The sequence below is a fragment of the Olleya sp. AS48 genome (genome assembly GCF_038900355.1).
Classification (GTDB): Bacteria; Bacteroidota; Bacteroidia; order Flavobacteriales; family Flavobacteriaceae; genus Olleya.
This window is the reverse complement of record NZ_JBBMRD010000003.1, coordinates 238,308-259,049: the sequence shown is the minus strand read 5'-3', so window position 1 is coordinate 259,049 and position 20,742 is coordinate 238,308. Positions and strand designations below refer to the sequence as shown.

Sequence of the window (20,742 nt, the reverse complement as noted above, 5' to 3'; positions counted from 1 at the left end):
AGTGAATTGCAAATGTATCTAAATGACTATTAATTTCAAACAATGCTTTCTTAATTTCCAAAATTATATCGTAACGTTAATCCTGATCTAATAGTTGTTTGAGGAAACGCTGTTGAAATTGCATATTCAGAGAAAGAATAATCAAAATAAAACACACCTGTTAGGTTTTTACTAAAGGCATATTCTGCATTGTATTTAAGACCCCAAATAGTTTGACCGTTTGTAATTTGATTATTTTCTAGGTCTAAATAACGTATGATGGTTTTATTATCTCTTACTGATAAATCTGCAGACATAATTAAATCTGAAACGATCGCTTTTTTAGGACCTGCTAAATTAGATTTAATACGTAAATCTTTAATACGATATCCTAAACCAACAACGTACTCGTTACCTGCTATTTCTGTCATTAAATTATTATCAAAACTTAATGATAGCATTCTATCTTTTCTCATTTCTAATAATATTCTAACCGAATTTTTCATTTCCATGTCAAAACGGAATAACGGACTAAACATCTCTGTAAGGGTTACGCTACTATATAAGTTTTCACTTTTAAAATTTCCTGCTTGATCTAAATCTTCGCTAGGTTGTAAGTCATAATCTAGTCCATAGTCTATACCATCAAAATCTAAATTTGTTCTAAATTGTCCTATACTATAACTTGATCTATAACCATGTGTTAAAGAAAAACGTTTGAAACGTTTTTTAAACCATTTCATTTTCATGAAACCAGAATATTTTACGTCCCAGTTTGGTATTGGCACATTTCTTAATGCTCCAAGTTTAGTTTTGCTTGTATTTTGACCTGTATAGGCACTTACAAAAGCAGGTAATAAGACTTGTTGACTTGTTTTTCCAAATCCTTTAGGATAACCGTCAGCATCAACATCGTTTGGATCTGACCCATTTTGTACTGCTAGTCGTCTTGCTATGTCTAACCTATTGCTTCTAAAGTCATCAAAAGCTTGAGAACTAGTCTCGTCACTCTTACCAAAAGCAGTTGGCAATGTAAAAGATGAAATACTAAAATTACCAAATGTATTAGGCGTTAATGATATGTATTGTCCGTTTTCTACTCTGTAATTTTCTGTATAATTTTCTGCGTAAGTCCTAAATCCGACTAAATCTATTTTAAGATCACTAAATGGCTCAAGGTTAGCTGAAAGATCTAATTGCTTAGTTTGGTTAGTAGTATACTGTTGGTTAAAATCAGGAAAAGCAGTTAACCAACCATTTCTGGCAGCTAAATCTCTAACATCACTTTGACTTCCAAAAGTATAACCTATAGTAGGTTTTGCTGTTCCTAAAAACCCTGGAGTTTGTAAATAACCTGGTAAAAAAGTACCATTTGTCTCGCTATATACTGCTTGAATACGTTTTATTGAGGTTAATAATCCGATACCAAAATTACCTATTTTAGATCCTATCCCATCACCTGTTTTTTTAGCCTTCTCTTTTTCTTTATTTGCAATACCTGGAGGTCCAGCAGTTCTAGATGTTCTAGCAACTTTATTTCCTCTAGATTTAGCTTTAGCAGAAATTCCTAAATATTTATACAACTTATTCATGTCTAAAGTTGAATTAATATTATGTGTGTTTCCGTTTGATATTGTGTTTCCTAAATTATAAGTCAAACCATCGTTTCCAACTAAATTACCAAATAAGTCAGACCCTTTTTGCCACTGGAACAATCCTGAGTAAGAATAAGTTGCTTTTAAAAAGCTTAAAGTTGGTATTTTACTAAGTGGAATCTCATAATTAATTCCAATTTGTTGTTGTTGTCTATTTGGATCTCCAAAATCAAAGAAACCATCCCATACATCTAATAATGGATCTGGCTCTCCGTTTATAATATTATCCTTAAAGTAATTTCTAACAATATTATTATTTGACGAAGAATAATTTACCTGAAGCGACTTTGTCAAATTCCAATTAAGATTGTATTGGTAGTCAAAATTATAATTACGTCTATACAACTCTTCTAATCCAATATTGTTTCCTGTTAAATCTAAATCTCTAAATTTTTGACGATTAAATTGTCTATTTAAATCTGTATTTATAGTAAAACTAGCAGGTAATACATTAAAGTTTAATTCTTTTAAAAATTTCCAATACTTACCAGTAAATAACGAATCGTTTTTCTTGAAAGGTTCAATTAACTTAGGTTCAAAATTATAAGCGTAATTTACACCTGCTCTAACCTGTTTGTCAACAGATCTTTCAATCTCAAAGTCACGATGCTCCATTTTGTTATAAGAATAATTTAGAGTTAAGTTTTCTACATCATAAAAACTTGGTTTAGCCTCTCCTGTTCTATTCTTTTTAACACCAATAAAGTTTATACTTTTACGCTTTGTGTATGTTTCCGATTGTTCTAAAATCAAATCTCTTTCTGCATCATCAACAGCAGCATCCAAACGTGTGTCTAACTCAATATCTTCGTATTGTTGATCATACTTTGGTGTAATAACTTCCACTCCTTGACCGTAATTAAACGGAATTTGAATTCCCCATTTTTTAGGCAGTAATTGACCAACATTTACATTAGTTACTACATCATATTGTTTACTATCTTCAAGACTACGCTCATTTGGTCCTTGGTTTACATTTCCAAATCCAGCAGTACTCATTCTACCAGTTGCACTTACACTGGCAAAATCTGCTAATTGCGTATCAACCGTAACAATTGCTGCCCAACCACCTTCGTTTTCTAGTTCTGACAAACGCAATTCGTTAAACCAAATCTCTCCACATTGTAAGTTATTTGTACCATTTTTGACACCAACCATTAATGTTCTAACATCTCCAAAATTAGGATTTCCTTTTATAGCAACACGTTGTTGTCCTAAAACATAACCTCCATATTGATCTATAACTGGGACTAAATCTCCACCAACTACATCATAAAAATTTGCTGTACCATCCGTTAATGTTTGGTTGCTTATCCCTAAAGACTTTATACGTTGTAAAATTTCTAACTCTATATTAATTTCGTTTTCTTCTGGCCAATATGCTTCGGCAGATCCACCTCCATTATACACTTTTAATGGTACTTCTATTTGATAGTAATTTTCTGTAAGGTCATTACCCATTCTAATAAAACCTACTAAATCAGAATCTGTAAGTCCAGGCGTTTCTCCATCTCTAGCATGCATAAACATTCTCAGTTTTTTGTACTGACGCATATCTACACTAATATTTTTAAATACTGCTCTAGAGTCTTTAGCTTTAAGGTCACAAACATCTACAACAAGTGCTTGTTCATTTTGTCTAACAATAGTGTTGTTATTGTTAAGCTGCTCTGGCACTACACTTGGTGGCGAAACGTAACTTCCGTCATTTTCTTGCGTACTTACTGCTCCAACAGTAAAGGCTGTATCCTCAAAATCTAAAGGTGTTGCACCACCATCTAATGACAATTGAAAACGTCTCCAATCACTACGAACCAACTCTAATGTTCCAAATCTTAATGTTGTTTGTTGCTGAAAATCGTTAAGGTACATTCTAGAAAATCTTATAGAACGTAAATCCGTAATACCATTTACAACAAACTCGTCATCTGTACGAATAGGAATTCTAAACTGATACCATCTAGGATATTCAGTCTCTCCATTAGGTAATACTCTTGGATTGTTAGTATCTGTTACGTTTTTTGTATCAACAATATACTCGTTATTAATATTTAAAGATGCTGGAGTTATATCAATTTGATACTCAAAATAACTATCAATAGTATTCATGGTATTATCCCTATTGACATCTTCTACATCTGGTTGCGTTGTTGACCCTCTATTGGTATCACTAAATGCATCTGGAGAGTTACCATCTACACCATTATATAATTTGTATCTGTTAAATACATCACCTTCTGCATTTAAATAATAGTCATAATTATCTTTTGCAGGATCTGCTAGTCCAGAAAAACCTGAGGGAAACTTAGCAGCTTCCTCAACATCATCATATCCATCAAATCCAACATCTTGATTGGTTCTTTCTTGACCTGTTGTATCAAACGCATAAATTAAGGCTTGATTTTGTGGCACTACAGATTGAAACACCGTTTCTGGTAGCAAACTAATATTTCCATCTTGAGGTAAACCGTTTTCATATTGTTTACGTCCATCCTTAAGCACATCTTCTGATATATTACCTAAGTTGATAAATAATTTTCCACCTGGATTTCCTGGGTTTTCCTGAAATGGATCCTGTAACCAAAACTCGATATATTCAACATTTGCTTGTTCAAAATCCGTAGATGTAATCTGTCTTGTTATTCCAGCCCAACTACTTTCCGGGTTTGGTATTACACCACTTTCTGTACCTGGCTCAAAGTTATATGGACCTCGTTCTTGAGGATAATATGTTAAATCTAAAGTATTTAAAACTGATGTTTGACCTTGAGCAATATCCTGTTGTGGAAACAACTCGTTAACAAAAACACGACTAGTATATAATCCTGACATATCATCATCTGATATTCCTGAAGGTCTTTGGCTACCATAAAATATAGGATCAATAGTATACCAGTTAAGCATGGCTCTACCATAACCGTTTTCTATTCCGTTATTATCTAACGCTGTAGAATTATTTACATTAAGTGGTCTACTTGATAAGCTCCAAGATTGTGCAGATTTAAGGTCTATTCCGTTTTGTGTACCTTCAAAATCATCGATATAAGCAGTCGCTTCTCCATTAAAATCTGTTCCTTTTGGCGCACCTGGCAATAAGTATGCAAAATCACCTCTAACTGAAATATTAGATGGTGCATCGGTATCAATATTAGGTAATTTATTAACTAACCTAGATAAAAACGGTACTTCCGAAGAATAATTAGCATTAAGACCAAAAATGGTATTATTTATAGGCTCATTAGCATAATTAGCTTTTTGAGTAATTGGACGTTCATTTAAATTAATATATGTTCCTCCAATTACAAAATTGTCATTAAACTTATGTTCTACATTCAATCCTGTATAACGTTTAGTTTGCTGTCCAAAAATCGAATTATTTTCGGTTGATACTTCAATTGGGATGTTGGATGCTTTTAAACCTTCATCAATAATATAAACACGTCCTAATTGGTAATTAACTGTATAATCTTGTCCTTCTACTAAAACACGTCCTCCAGCTGATACACGAACGGATCCTCTTGGTACATTAAATCCTCCAATTGGGATTCCGTCTCCACCTGAAGATTTATAACGTCCTTTAATTTGGAATTTATTTTTTTGACTCTCGTCTAATGCTGCTGTTTTGGTTGCTTTATAAAGTAAGTCATAGACATACTTTTCTTGATTGGCATTGGTATATATATCTGCTTCATAATCCGACGCATTATTACCTGTGTTACCGTCATTATCTAAAACATCAAATAAATAACGTCCAAAAGGTTCTACTTTAGTAAAAACAATTTTACCATTTTGCGGAATTACAGTAATGCCTGAAACAAAGTCAAAAAAACCGTCTCCATTAGTTTGTGGATCGTTATTGTAATTTAATCTATCAAAATTAAATAAGCGTAATAATGTGGTTTGATCTATAGGTTCGCCTTCAAAATCGGTTCCGAAAGGCGTACCTTCTACAGCAGTAATATAGTTTACAGGAGCAGATTCGTTATAAAAAATATTTAATTTAAAATCTTCTTGGGTTAATTGAAAAGCGCCTGTATCGTAAACGTTTTTCATCATTAAATCCCATATTGGTTGAGAGACACTAGTGATACTACTTTTTAATAGTTTTAATACTAATGCATTATTTGTAACATTAGTAACTTCTCCACTTGAATTTACAGCAACATCTGTTGCTCCAATACCATCATTTGCAAACTCTCCTACCTGAAACACTTGTCCTCCGACTGTGTATTGGTAAGCAACTGCTAAGACTTCGTCATTATTTAATCTTTGGTTTAATGATATATAACCCAATTGTGTGTTTAGGGTATATTCTTGACCTTCTATTAATTTTCTAGTATTTTCTTGCTTTGCATAATCAAAACCTTCATTAAAACCTGAAATTGAGATTCCGCTTTGCGCTGTTGCAATATCTCTAATTGCATTATTTAATTGCGATCCTGCGTTACCAATGTTAGTTGGATCTAATCCATTGTTTCCGTTATCCGGAAATGCATTAGGTCCTCCTGTAACAGAAACGCCTGGATTACCAATGATACTGGTTTCTCCTAAATCTTGGAAAGCGACAAAGTTTCTAACATTTTCAGTACGATTACTTCTGTTAGTTATCCAAACCTCTATTCTTGTTATTTGAATATTATTATTAATAAAAGGGTAATTAGATAGTGCTTGATCGTAGTTATTACGGAAGTATTGTCCTAAGAAAAAGTGACGATTCTCATCATAATCTCTAATAAAAAACTCAAACTCGTCTAATGTTCCACCACCTTGAGCAGTTACTGACCTAGCGTCAGAACGCTGATCAGAGAATACTCCTGTAATTGTTGTTTTACCAAATTTTAATTGTGTTTTTACACCAAATAGACTTTGTGCTCCAGAAATTAAAGAGCTATTAATTGGCATACTAACGTTACCAACTTCAATTTTTTGAATGATATCATCTTCGGTTGGTGTGTATTCTAACTTAATTAAATTTTGAAAATCAAAAGTAGATTGTGTATCGTAATTAGTTGTTACTTGTAATCTTGATCCTACTTTACCAATCATACTTAGACTGATACGTTGGTCAAAATCGAATGAAAAATTACGTCTGTTTCTAGGAGAAAACGATGGATTATCCTGTTTAGTAAATAAGACACCTAAATCCATTTCAACAGTACCTTGTGGTATTATGGATATTGGTCCTTCACCAAAAATACTTTCAAAAAAACTAGAGTTGACATAAAACTCTGGTATTAAGTTTTTCTGAGCTTCTTTTACATCTCCTTTTTTACCGTCGTAAGCATCAATCTTATCCTTATAATACGATTTTAAATTCTGGCTTGATACTAATTCTAGATACTCATCTGGTGTTAAAATTACTGGATAATTAATATTAAACTCTCCAACTGTCTCAGTATATATGTATCTATCCGTTACAGGATCATAGGTGTATTTAGATTGTATACTTGATGGATTTTGCATTTGGATATTCCCTAAACTAAAACCTGTTTTGGTACTATCTTGTTCTACTTCATTTTCTTCTTGAGCAAAAGAAAATACCGAGACTAACAATGCAAAAGCAGTTAGTAAAAAATGTTTAATGGATTTATAAAAGCTAAGTTGACTTGTATTCAAAATAAATTATAAATTTTTTAGGGCTAGTTTGATAATTGTTTCTACGTTAGCTTCTGGTTGGTCTTTGACAATTTTATCCAGTACTTTTTCTGCTTGTTTTTTAGCAAAACCTAATACTTCTAAAGCAGATAACGCTTCATCTTTGTTAGTATTGCTTTGACTTACAGAAACTTCGTCTATATCGTAAATTTTTAAGATTTTATCTTTTAAATCTATTATTACTCTTTGTGCTGTTTTTATCCCTATTCCTTTAATAGATTGAATTAAAGCAACATCATCCACAGCAATACCTTCTCTAATTTGTTTTGGCGTTAAAGATGATAACATGGTTCTTGCTGTATTTGCTCCAATACCACTTACAGAAATTAAAAGTCTAAATAATTCTCTTTCTGATGTTGAAGCAAAACCATATAAAGTATGCGCATCTTCCCTTATTTGAAGATGCGTATACAACTTTAAATTTTCTTGATTAGGAATTTGAGAATAGGTATGCAATGATATATTTAGCATATAACCCACTCCGTTGCAATCGATGACTACATCTGTTGGATTTTTCTCTACTAACTTTCCTTGTATGTGTGTAATCATAAATTTTTGTTAACTCTCCAAATGTAAGAAAATTATCTTTACATTAATTTAGTTCTTGTTTTCTAAGTTTTTTTCCCACTTTTCTTTTTGTTGCGCATCTATTACTGCTATTGCAGTCATGTTTACAATTTCGTCAACACTTGCATGTAGTTGTAAGATATGGACAGGTTTACGCATTCCCATCATAATTGGTCCAACGGACTCTGCATTATTAAGTTCTTTTAATAACTTATAAGTAATGTTTGCTGACTCTAAATTAGGGAAGATTAAAGTGTTTACTTTTTTACCTGCTAGTTTAGAAAACGGGAAACTATCTGTTAACATTTGACTATTTAATGCAAAATCTGTTTGTAACTCTCCATCTACTAATAAGTCAGGATGTCTTTTATGTAAATAGGATACTGCCTCTCTAACTTTAGTTGCTGTTTGGTCTTTTGATGATCCAAAGTTAGAATAAGAAGTCATTGCCATAATTGGTTCCATTCCAAACATTTTAACCACTTTAGCAGTCATTTGCGCAATTTTAGTTAAATCTTGAGCTGATGGGTTTATATTTATTGAAGTATCACTTAAAAACATAGGACCACGTTGGGTCATCATAACATTTGTTGTCGCAATTCTTGTGGATCCTGGTGCTAATCCTATTAGCTCCAACATTGGTTTTACAACCGAAGGATAACTACGAGAGTACCCAGAAATTAATGCATCTGCATCACCTTCATTAACCATCATTGCTGCATAGTAGTTACGTTCTCTCATTAACTTTTCAGCTAATAACAACGTTACTCCTTTTCTTCTGCGTTGTTCCCAATATATTTTTGCGTACTTATTTTTTTGTTCAAGTTGCTCGTCAGATTTAGGATCAATAATTAGTACATCTGCATCAAACTCTAGCTCTTCTTTTAAACGTTCAATTTCTTCTTTTCTACCTAATAAAATTGGTATAGCAACACCTTCTTCGTAAACTATTTGGGCTGCTTTTAATACATCTAAAGAATCTGCTTCTGTAAAAACAACACGCTTTGGATCTAGCTTAGATCTGTTTAATAATAATCTTACAATCTTATTATCGTTACCTAATCTATCTAATAATTGCTCTTCATATTTTTTCCAATCTTCAATTGGCTCTTTAGCCACACCACTTTCCATTGCAGCTTTTGCTACAGCTGGTGGTACCGTTGCTATTAATCTTGGATCAAATGGCTTAGGTATAATATATTCTTTACTAAACGTCAGGCGAGTTTCGCCATAAGCAATATTTACTTGTTCTGGTACAGACTCTTTAGCTAAGTCAGCTAATGCTTTTACAGCTGCCATTTTCATGGCTTCGTTAATTTTAGTGGCTCTAACGTCTAAAGCTCCTCTAAAAATAAACGGAAATCCTAGTACATTATTAACCTGATTAGGATGGTCACTTCGTCCTGTAGCCATAATAATATCCTTACGCGTTGCAATTGCCAAATCATAACCAATTTCTGGGTCTGGATTAGCCATAGCAAATACTATAGGGTTTTTAGCCATAACTAATAACATGGCAGGCGTTACAATATCCGAAGTTGATAAACCAACAAATACGTCAGCGTCAATCATTGCTTCATCCAATGTATCAATTTTACGGTGTGTTGCAAATTCGGCTTTTTGTGATGTTAAATTATCTCTGTCATCTCTAATTACACCTTTACTGTCTAACATGACCACGTTTTCACGTTTAGCACCAAATGCTAAATATAAACGCGTACAAGAAATTGCTGCTGCACCTGCACCACTTACTACTATTTTAACGTCCTCTATTTTTTTATCAGAAAGCTCTAAGGCGTTTAATAATGCTGCTGCAGAAATAATTGCAGTACCATGTTGGTCATCATGCATCACAGGAATATCAAGCTCTTCCTTTAAGCGTCTTTCTATTTCAAAAGCTTCAGGCGCTTTAATATCTTCTAGATTAATACCTCCAAAAGTTGGAGCTATCATTTTTACTGTTTGAATAAATTCTTCAACATTTTCAGTATCCACTTCAATATCAAAAACATCAATATCTGCGAAGATTTTAAATAATAAGCCTTTACCTTCCATTACAGGCTTAGAGGCTTCTGGACCAATATTACCCAATCCTAAAACTGCGGTACCATTAGTTATTACTGCTACAAGATTACCTTTAGCTGTATATTTATAAACGTTATTCACGTCTTTTTCTATTTCTAAACAAGGTTCTGCAACACCTGGAGAATAAGCTAAGGCTAAATCCCTTTGGGTTGCATATTTTTTTGTTGGAACTACTTTTATTTTACCTGGAGTTGGCTTTGCATGATATACTAAAGCTTCACGACGTCTACTTTGTTTGCTCATAATTTCACTTTAAGTTTTAGTGAATTACAAATGTAAGTTTTTAAGACGTTTGAACATAAAAAAAATGAGAGAGACTTTGAATAATCTTTGAATAATTTTAAACTAATAATAACACGATTTTGTATTATTATCTTTTATTAGAAGTATTGAAAACAAAGGTTATATAGCGTTACAAAAGCTTAATATTTTATTTTACAAACTCAATATTACGTTTTAAACCCTCAAACTTTGTGCGTTTTACAGCACTTTTTTGAAACACTTTTTTAAACACCTCTTCAGTAATGTCTTCCCAATCTTGTTTTGTCATAGCTAACAGATCAGGATGTGGATTAAAAAGTGGCTCGTTATGAGGTTTTGAAAACTTATTCCATGGACAAACATCTTGGCAAACATCGCAACCAAACATCCAATCGTCAAATTTACCTTTCATTGCGGTTGGTAACTGCTCTTTAAGTTCTATTGTAAAATAACTAATACACTTACTACCATCAACAACGTAAGGCTCTGTTATGGCTTGCGTTGGACAAGCATCAATACATGCTGTACAAGTACCACAGTGATCGGAAACAATGGAATCGTATTCCAAATCTAAATCAATAATTAACTCTGCAATAAAATAAAAAGAACCCACTTGTTGGGTTAATAAATTACTATTCTTGCCAATCCAACCTAATCCAGATTTTGCTGCCCATGCTTTATCTAAAACTGGTGCAGAATCTACAAATGCACGACCGGAAACATCACCTATTTCTTGATGAATAAAATGGGTTAATTCTTTAAGTTTTTCTTTAATTACAAAATGATAGTCCTGTCCATAGGCATATTTAGATAATTTTGGAGCTTTTTTGTCTTCCTGAACTTGAGAAGGATAGTAATTTAACAATAATGATATTACGGATTTAGAATCATCGACAAGTTTGGTTGGATCTAAACGTTTATCAAAATGGTTTTGCATGTAACCCATTTGACCATGCATATTTTTATTCAGCCAGTTTTCTAGTCTTGGTGCTTCTTTTTCTAAAAAACCTGCTTTACTAATACCACAAGATAAAAAGCCTAAGCGTTTAGCTTCTGCTTTGATTTGTGTTGTGTATTTAGATTTGTTATCAAGCATTATTATCTTATATGAAAACTTAGCTGTGCATTTTTAGGTTTTAAAGTAATTAAAGGAGTAATCTTAATATTTTCAAACTCAGGTTGAATTTTAAATTTTTTGACTAAAGCTGTAACAGCTATAATCATTTCAAACATAGCAAAATTATTTCCAATGCATTTTCTTGGACCTGCTCCAAAAGGAAAATATTGGCTAGAAAACTGTCGTCCACCATCTGCAAAGCGTTCAGGTAAAAAAGATTCTGGATTATCCCATAACTTTGGATGTCTATGGATTTCGTAAACCGAAAACAGCAGATTACTACCTGGTTCAAATTCCATTTCATTAAAAACATCCTTCTCTATATTTACTCTGTCAATAAAATATGCTGGAGGATATAATCTCATGGACTCTTCAAGTACTTGTTGACAAACTTTAGACTGTGATATTCTAGTCATCAAATCTGCTTTATCACCACCAAGCTCAATAAACTCATTATAGATTTTATCTTGCCATTCAGGATGTTTTGCTAATAACTGAAATGTAAAAGTTAAAGCATTGGAAGTGGTTTCATGACCTGCAGTAAAAATTATTAAAATTTCGTCAATTAATTGGTCTTCTGTCATACCTTGACCATCCTCATAGCGAGTTTCCAATAGCATATCAAGTAAATCGTCATAACGTTTACCTGAAGTTGTACGTTGATCAACTATGCGTTTTAGTATAACTCTAGCTTCTTCTGATAAATCTAAATGCTTTTTTAAAGTGCCACCAATTTTAAACCACCATCCTAAATAAGGTTGCCTTAACTCTTTAACTAGCATGCGTTGATTTGCTTCGGTTATATACTGTAACCGCTCCATATCCTTATTGTTGGCTGCTTGAGTGAACAAAGATTTAACTACTGTTTGAAAAGCTAAATCATTAAGAATTGGAAAAAGATCTATGGTTTTATTACTTTCAATCTTATTAAATTCTGAAATAATCGTCAGCTGCATACCATCAAGCAAATTTTGCAATTGCTTTTTATGAAAAGCTGGCTGCATCATCTTACGTTGTTTTTTCCATTTTTCGCCTTCAGACGTTAAAAGACCTTCTCCTACATATTTTACTAAATCTTCAGTTTGAATTTTTGATTTTGTATAGTTTTTTTGATTTTTTTGAAGCACATACTGCGCAAAAGCAGCGTCTCTACAAAAGTATATCTTAGTATTAAAACCTACATTAAGTTTAAACACATCACCTAACGCTTGAAAGTTTTTATTATGAAAAGGCAACGGATTTTTAAGAATCTCTAATGAATGCTTAATAAATTTTAATAGTGAAACTTCTGGAATCTTTTTCATTTATCTAAATAAGAGATTATTATATATGTCCAAAGTTTTAGTGTTTTACATTAAAGTTTATTAAAACAAACCTCCTTGAATTGGACCTTTAATTTTACCTAAATGTTTGTAAGCCAACTCTGTGACCTCACGACCTCTTGGTGTACGCATTATAAAACCTTGTTGTATTAAAAAAGGTTCGTAAACCTCCTCAATAGTCTCAGTACTCTCACTAACTGCAGTCGCAATAGTACTAATACCAACTGGTCCTCCCTTAAACTTTTCTATTATAGTAGATAGAATTTTATTATCCATCTCATCCAAACCATAGGCATCAACATTAAGCGCTTCTAAGCTATACTTTGCAATTTTAATATCGATACTTCCATTACCTTTTATTTGAGCAAAATCTCGGACTCTACGCAGCAGTGCATTAGCAATTCTAGGTGTACCACGACTACGACCTGCTATCTCAATTGCTGCTTCCATAGATATTGGAACATTTAATATATCTGAACTACGTTGTATGATAGTTGTTAGTAATTCTGTATTATAATATTGTAATCTGCTTTGTATACCAAACCTTGCTCGCATAGGAGCTGTCAATAAACCTGATCTGGTTGTCGCACCAACAAGTGTAAATGGGTTTAGGTTAATTTGAACCGTTCTAGCATTTGGGCCAGACTCAATCATAATATCAATCTTATAGTCTTCCATTGCAGAATATAAATACTCTTCTACAATAGGACTTAAACGATGAATTTCGTCTATAAAAAGGACATCTCTTTCATCTAGATTGGTTAATAAACCTGCTAAGTCTCCTGGCTTATCTAATACAGGACCTGAGGTAACTTTAATACCAACACCTAACTCATTTGCTAATATGTTTGCTAAAGTAGTTTTACCAAGTCCTGGAGGACCATGAAATAAGGTGTGATCTAACGCTTCATCACGACCTACAGCTGCTTGAACAAAGATTTGAAGATTTTCTAATACCTGATCTTGACCTGTAAAATCTTCAAAAGATAGAGGTCTTAATTGTTTTTCGACATCAAACTCTTCTGGAGTAAAATTATCGCTAGTTGGGTCAAGGTTATCGTTCATGTTAATGTTCCGCAAAAGCGGTAAACTTATAAATTATATAGCTTAAATAAAGCTAAGGAATAATATAAGCAAATATAAAGAAAAAGCCTTTCTGTTTTTACAGAAAGGCTTTTCAATATGATATTAGATTTAAAATCTAGTGTTGTAATTCTTCTTCTCCTTCTTTTAAAGGAATAATTTGCGGAACAAAATCATCGTCATGTCCTGGTTTGCTATAGTCATAAGCCCATCTGTGAACTTCTGGTATAGCACCTGGCCAGTTACCATGTACATGTTCTACTGGTGTAGTCCATTCTAAAGTATTAGATCTCCATGGATTTTGAACAGCTTTCTTACCGTAAAATATACTTGAAAAGAAATTGTAGATAAATACGATTTGGAAAATACTACCAATAATAGCAAATAAAGTAATAACAACGTTTACACTAGCTAAATCATCAAACAAAGGAAAGTTAGTGTTTGTATAGTAACGTCTTGGTAAACCAGCCATACCTATAAAATGCATTGGAAAAAATACTCCGTAAGCACATACCGCAGTTATCCAAAAGTGTACATATCCTAAATTTTTGTTTAGCATACGTCCAAACATTTTAGGGAACCAATGATAAACACCTGCAAAGAAACCGTAAAGTGCAGAAATACCCATCACTAAGTGGAAGTGAGCTACTACAAAGTAAGTATCATGTACGTTAATATCTAATGCACTATCTCCTAAGATAATTCCAGTTAATCCACCTGTAATGAAAGTAGAAACTAACCCAATAGAAAACAACATTGCTGGATTCATTTGAAGATTACCCTTCCATAAAGTGGTTATGTAATTAAATGCTTTTACCGCTGATGGTATAGCAATTAAAAGCGTTGTAAATGTAAATACAGATCCTAAAAATGGATTCATTCCTGAAATAAACATATGGTGACCCCAAACAATTGTAGATAAAAATGCAATTGCTAAAATTGAAGCTACCATTGCACGATAACCAAAAATAGGCTTACGTGAGTTGGTTGCGATAATTTCTGAAGTAATACCTAATGCTGGTAATAATACAATATATACTTCTGGGTGACCTAAGAACCAAAATAGGTGCTCAAATAAAACAGGAGAACCACCTTGGTAATGTAATACTTCACCTTGAATAAATATATCTGATAAGAAGAATGATGTACCAAAACTTCTATCCATTATCAATAATAATGCTGCAGATAGTAATACTGGGAATGAAATAACACCAATTATTGCTGTTACAAAAAATGCCCAAATTGTTAAAGGTAATCTTGTCATAGACATACCCTTAGTACGTAAATTAATAACTGTAACTACATAATTTAAAGAACCTAATAAAGAAGAAGCGATAAATATAGCCATAGAAACTAACCACATTGTCATACCTAATCCAGAACCTCCTTGAGCCATTGGCAGTGCACTTAAAGGTGGGTAAATTGTCCATCCTGCTGCAGCTGGTCCAGCTTCAACAAAGAAAGAACATACCATAATAACACTTGAAGTAAAGAATAACCAATATGAAACCATGTTTAAAAAACCTGATGCCATATCTCTTGCTCCAATTTGCAATGGAATAAGTAAATTACTAAAAGTACCACTAAGTCCTGCAGTAAGTACAAAGAAAACCATTATAGTACCATGGATAGTTACTAATGCAAGATAAATATCCGCACTCATTACACCATCTGGAGCCCATTTACCTAATAAAGCTTTAAATAATGGATTTGATTCTTCAGGCCAAGCAATTTGCATACGCATCATGATTGACATTACTACTGCTATGATTCCCATGATAAGCCCGGTAATAAGATACTGCTTGGCAATCATTTTATGATCTTGACTAAATATATACTTAGTTATGAATGTTTCTTTATGATGATGACCATGATCGTCATGTCCATGTTCTTCTACGTGTGCTGACATAATCTAAAATCTTTAAATTTAATTTCTTGTTATTTAATTTTTTACTAATGAATCTACAAAAAGCTTTTGCTCTTTCATCCACTCATCATACTCCTCTTGTGTTTCCACTATAATTTTCATTTGCATGTTATAGTGAGACGTTCCACAAATCTTGTTACATAATAGTAAATAATCAAACTCATAAGGCTCTAAACCTTCTTTACCCTCAGCAATTAAAGATTGACTCTTCTCTGTTCTGATTTTGTTGATATTAGCTACTTTATCTTGAATTTCTTGCGTTTCACGCATTTCAGCAGTAGTTTTAGAAGGAGTAAAACCAAACTGAGTAATCATACCAGGAACACAGTTCATCTGAGCTCTAAAGTGAGGCATGTAAGCAGAGTGTAATACATCTTGAGAACGCATTTTAAATAAAACAGGCTTTCCTACTACTAAATGTAACTCTTTAACAATTACATCATCTTGAGCATTAGGGTCAGACTCATCCACACCTAATTCATTAGCCCTATTAATATCAATCAATCTAACATTAGCTTTACCTAAAGCATTATCAGGACCAGAATATCTAGCTTTCCAATTAAACTGTTGCGCGTATAATTCAACAATCATAGGGTCTGATTCTTCATCAATATTCATGATACTTGTCCAAGTAAATAATCCTTGAATAATTAAACCAGCCAATACAATTACAGGTATAATAGTCCATATAGCCTCTAATTTATTATTGTCAGCATAAAACAAAGCTTTTTTACCTTTTTCACCTCTGTATTTAAAAGCGAAATAATGAAGCAAAAACTGAGTAATTGTTTGTACAAAGAAGATTACAATCATAGAAATGATCATTAAGCTATCAATACCAGGTCCATGCTCTGAGGCAGAATTAGACATTAAAGGTAAGTCTCCCCATTTAACAAAACATACTATTGTAATAACATAAATGAAGATTAAAAAACCTATCATTAAGTAACCGTTTATACGGTTATCGTTATCATTTGCTACTTGATTATTATCGTTTGTTTTACCTGCTTGCGTCAAATCAAAGATTTTAACCATTTGCCAGATTGCAACGAAAATAAATACTAAAACTAAAATTGATAAGAAAGTCGTCATTGTTATCGTTCTTCTTTATTTTATTTTTTATTAATAATGGAAATGTTCACTCTCTTTGATGAACGGATTTCCTTTAGCGATTAGAGGTTGTTTAGATATTGCATAAAACACAATAAACATAAATAAACCAGCGAACAATAAAATTGCTCCTATTTCAGGCATACCAATAAACCATCTGTCTCCAACCGTAGCTGGCATAATCATGTTGAATATATCAATATAGTGTCCTGCTAAAATTACAACTCCAGCCATAATTACAAACCAAGGAATACGCTTATAGTCACTATTCATTAATAGTAAAAGAGGGAATAGGAAATTCATAGCTATCATTCCGAAGAAAGGAAGGTTATAATCTTCAATTCTAGTTACAAAGTAAGTTACTTCTTCTGGAATGTTTGAGTACCAAATTAACATAAATTGAGAAAACCATAGGTATGTCCAGAAAATACTAAACCCAAACATAAACTTAGCTAAATCATGAATATGACTATCGTTAACTTGTTGTAATAATCCTTTAGATTTTAAGTAGATAGTAATCATTGCCATAACTGTAACAGCACAAACCATCATTCCTGCGAATACATACCATCCAAATAATGTTGAGAACCAGTGAGGATCTACACTCATAATCCAATCCCATGACATCATCGACTCAGTATAAATAAAGAATACTAAAAATGCTGCAGCAATACGAAATGATTTTTTAAAGTTACTTCTATCACCTTCAGGAGCTTGATCTTGCGCTAATGAAAATTTACGAGCAAAAAATCTATATAGAGACCATCCACCAATAAAAACTAAAGCTCTAATAACAAAACCTGTTGTATTTAACCAAGCTGACTTACCAGCTACTAATTTATCAAACTTATCGCTCTCTGGATTCACCATTTCCGGATCCATCCAAATAAATATATGATCACCAGCCCAAACAGCTATAGCCACAACAATTAATGCTCCAGGTAATACATAATAAGTAATACCTTCCATTACTCTAAATAATAAAGGAGACCAACCTGCTTGTGCAGCAAACTGAATTGCATAAAATGCTAGAGCACCTAAAGCAATCATCATAAAGAAAAATGCAGCAACATAAAGCGCTGAATAAGGTCTATTATGAATTTGATGCATTACATGTTCTGCATGCTCATCTCCATGATGTGCATCTGCTTCAGCATGCGAAGCCTCTTCACCATGAGCATCTGTATTAACGTGAGCCTCAACTTCATGAGTATCAGTAATGGTTGCATGGCTATCACCATGAGAACCATGACTTGCTTCTTCTGCTAGCATCGTTTTAACGTTATCTAAAGTAACGTGATGAGACGAGTAATAACCTGTTCCCCATAATCCCGCTCCTACAATGATTAGGATTAGTGAAACTAATTTTAGTCTATTTGAAAGTGTGTACATATCTATATATAAACTTTATCTAAATCTTATTTTTCTAAGTCTGCCTTTAATTTCTCAACATAGGCAACAACTTGCCAACGTTCTTCCTCGCTTAAAAAGTTAGCGTAAGATCCCATTGAGTTTTTACCATAATACATTACATGATAAATACTACCTGTATTAATCGCTCTACCTACATCGTCATAACTTGGTACTCCAAGAATTTTCTCTCTTTTAACCAAATTACCTTTACCGTCACCTTTGTTACCATGACATATACCACAATAAATGTTGTATAATTCTTTAGCTCTTGGCTCATCAAATTGAGTAGAATCTAAAGGCGATTTAAGTTCAGCTTTAGCTAAATCATAACCAGCAATGTCATTTGTATACTCAAAAGGTGTATAACCTCTAGGTATAGTACCATCTACAGGTAATTGGGCTTCAACTCCGTTTGCAAAGGCATCTGACTCTTGGTAAGCATCGTACGCCACAGACTCATACATGTTTGGCATGTATTGATAATTTGGACGAGAACTCTTATTACAAGAAGTAAACGAGATTGCAATTAAGGCTATTATTGATATTTTAATTAAATGTTTCATTCTATCTAATTAATGTGCTTTATCTACTACGTTAATTTCAACTGCTCCTGTTTGTGATAATAGACTTTGCAATTCAACTTCATTGTTATGAATTGGAAGTTCCATTAAGAAATGATCATCAGTTGTTCTAGGATCTGGATTTTCAGCTTTTTTAAAAGGCCACATTTTACTTCTCAAATAAAACGTTATAACCATTAAATGGGCTGCAAAAAACACTGTAAGCTCAAACATAATTGGTACAAAAGCTGGCATGTTTTCTAGGTAACTAAAACTAGGTTTACCACCAATATCTTGAGGCCAATCTTCAATCATAATGAAATTCATCATTAAAACTGCTACTGTTAAACCAACACAACCGTACAAAAATGCACATATAGCTAAACGTGTTGGTGCTAATCCCATCGCCTTATCAAGTCCATGGACAGGAAAAGGTGTATATATTTCTTCGATTTGATGTTTTGCAGCTTTAACTTTTTTAACTGCATTCATTAACACATCGTCATCGTTATAAATAGCGTGAATTACTTTTGAAGCTTCCATATGCTACTTTAAGTTTTTTGATTCGTTATTATTAACCTCAGAAGTTCTGGCATCTGATCCAGTACCTACTAAGCTATCTCCTCTTTCTCTGATGTTTTTGTAACGTTGCCCAGAAGATTTCAAAATAGTTTTAACTTCTGCTTGAGCTATTACTGGGAATGTTCTAGAATACAATAAGAAAAGTACGAAGAAGAAACCAATTGTTCCAATAAAAATTCCAATATCGACAAATGTTGGTGAGAACATCGTCCAAGAAGAAGGTAAATAATCCCTGTGTAAAGATGTTACGATAATTACAAAACGTTCAAACCACATACCTATGTTTACTACAATCGAGATAAAGAAAGAAAACATGATACTTGTACGTAGTTTTTTAAACCACATAAACTGTGGTGAAAATACGTTACAGCTCATCATCATCCAATAGGCCCAAGCATAAGGACCAGTTGCTCTGTTCAAGAATGCATATTGTTCATATTCTACACCAGAATACCAAGCAACAAACAACTCAGTTATGTAAGCCACACCCACGATAGATCCTGTAAGCATGATTACAATATTCATTAACTCTATATGTTGCACTGTAATGTAGTCTTCTAAGTTACATACCTTTCTCATGATAATAAGTAAAGTGTTTACCATAGCAAATCCTGAGAAAATCGCTCCTGCCACAAAATATGGAGGAAAGATTGTTGTATGCCAACCAGGTATAACAGATGTTGCAAAGTCAAAAGATACAATAGTGTGTACTGAAAGTACTAAAGGAGTTGCTAAACCAGCAAGTACAAGAGAAACCTCTTCAAAACGTTGCCAATCTTTAGCACGACCTGTCCAACCAAAACTTAATAAGCTATAAATTTTCTTTTGGAAAGGTTTGATAGCTCTATCACGTAACATTGCAAAATCAGGTAATAATCCAGTCCACCAGAAAACTAATGAAACCGATAAATACGTTGAAATCGCGAATACATCCCAAAGCAATGGTGAGTTAAAGTTTACCCATAACGAACCAAATTGATTAGGAATAGGTAATACCCAATACGCTAACCATGGACGACCCATGTGGATGATTGGAAATAAACCAGCTTGAACTACCGAGAAAATTGTCATTGCTTCTGCAGAACGGTTAATTGCCATTCTCCATTTTTGACGGAATAATAAAAGTACTGCAGAAATTAATGTTCCCGCGTGACCAATACCAACCCACCAAACGAAGTTAGTAATATCCCAAGCCCAGTTTACTGTTCTGTTTAGACCCCAAGTTCCGATTCCAGTAGAAACGGTGTATATAATACAACCTATTCCCCAAAGAAAAGCTACAAGTGCGATAGAGAATACAATCCACCACTGTTTGTTAGCCTTACCCTCTACAGGTGCTGCGATATCTACAGTTACATCGTGGTAAGATTTCTCACCTGTAACCAAAGGTCTTCTAATAGGTGCTTCGTAATGAGACGCCATAATC

The 20,742-nt window shown here is 33.2% G+C and carries 12 protein-coding genes; all 12 read right to left on the bottom strand.

Features of this window, described 5'->3' with window-relative positions; translation table 11 throughout:
• Positions 1–50 precede the first annotated feature (50 nt).
• The 12 genes from sprA to nrfD all read right to left on the bottom strand — a co-directional run bounded on the left by sprA (position 51) and on the right by nrfD (position 20,738).
• Positions 51–7,250, bottom strand: a complete 7,200-nt coding sequence (gene sprA, locus WNY60_RS06150) for a cell surface protein SprA (protein WP_342861840.1) — start codon at positions 7,248–7,250, stop codon at positions 51–53.
• A 6-nt stretch (positions 7,251–7,256) separates the two neighbouring features.
• Complete coding sequence (ruvA, locus tag WNY60_RS06145; protein WP_145003633.1) at positions 7,257–7,838, bottom strand: Holliday junction branch migration protein RuvA; 582 nt, start codon at positions 7,836–7,838, stop codon at positions 7,257–7,259.
• 48 nt (positions 7,839–7,886) lie between these two features.
• Positions 7,887–10,184 carry an NADP-dependent malic enzyme gene (locus tag WNY60_RS06140; protein ID WP_145003637.1) on the bottom strand — a complete coding sequence of 766 codons (2,298 nt, stop codon included), beginning with the start codon at positions 10,182–10,184 and terminating at the stop codon, positions 7,887–7,889.
• Between the two features lie 187 nt (positions 10,185–10,371).
• The gene (gene queG / locus WNY60_RS06135) at positions 10,372–11,298 is read right to left on the bottom strand and encodes a tRNA epoxyqueuosine(34) reductase QueG (RefSeq protein ID WP_342861839.1); all 927 of its coding nucleotides are present in this window, start codon (positions 11,296–11,298) and stop codon (positions 10,372–10,374) included.
• Between the two features lie 2 nt (positions 11,299–11,300).
• Positions 11,301–12,623 carry a cytochrome P450 gene (locus WNY60_RS06130; RefSeq protein ID WP_342861838.1) on the bottom strand — a complete coding sequence of 441 codons (1,323 nt, stop codon included), beginning with the start codon at positions 12,621–12,623 and terminating at the stop codon, positions 11,301–11,303.
• A 60-nt stretch (positions 12,624–12,683) separates the two neighbouring features.
• On the bottom strand, positions 12,684–13,706 hold the full coding sequence (gene ruvB / locus WNY60_RS06125; RefSeq protein ID WP_145003646.1) for a Holliday junction branch migration DNA helicase RuvB: 1,023 nt from the start codon (positions 13,704–13,706) through the stop codon (positions 12,684–12,686).
• Between the two features lie 136 nt (positions 13,707–13,842).
• On the bottom strand, positions 13,843–15,633 hold the full coding sequence (locus tag WNY60_RS06120) for a cbb3-type cytochrome c oxidase subunit I (RefSeq protein ID WP_145003649.1): 1,791 nt from the start codon (positions 15,631–15,633) through the stop codon (positions 13,843–13,845).
• 33 nt (positions 15,634–15,666) lie between these two features.
• The gene (locus tag WNY60_RS06115) at positions 15,667–16,743 is read right to left on the bottom strand and encodes a cytochrome c oxidase subunit II (RefSeq protein WP_145003652.1); all 1,077 of its coding nucleotides are present in this window, start codon (positions 16,741–16,743) and stop codon (positions 15,667–15,669) included.
• 30 nt (positions 16,744–16,773) lie between these two features.
• On the bottom strand, positions 16,774–18,153 hold the full coding sequence (locus tag WNY60_RS06110; RefSeq protein WP_145003655.1) for a quinol:cytochrome C oxidoreductase: 1,380 nt from the start codon (positions 18,151–18,153) through the stop codon (positions 16,774–16,776).
• 26 nt (positions 18,154–18,179) lie between these two features.
• A complete protein-coding gene (locus WNY60_RS06105; protein WP_186439213.1) occupies positions 18,180–18,737 on the bottom strand; it encodes a cytochrome c in 558 nt (185 codons plus the stop codon).
• Between the two features lie 9 nt (positions 18,738–18,746).
• Positions 18,747–19,277, bottom strand: coding sequence for a DUF3341 domain-containing protein (locus tag WNY60_RS06100; RefSeq protein ID WP_145003658.1), 531 nt, complete (start codon positions 19,275–19,277; stop codon positions 18,747–18,749).
• Between the two features lie 3 nt (positions 19,278–19,280).
• Entirely contained in the window at positions 19,281–20,738 is a 1,458-nt protein-coding gene (gene nrfD, locus WNY60_RS06095; RefSeq protein WP_145003661.1) for an NrfD/PsrC family molybdoenzyme membrane anchor subunit, read from the bottom strand.
• Positions 20,739–20,742: the final 4 nt, after the last annotated feature.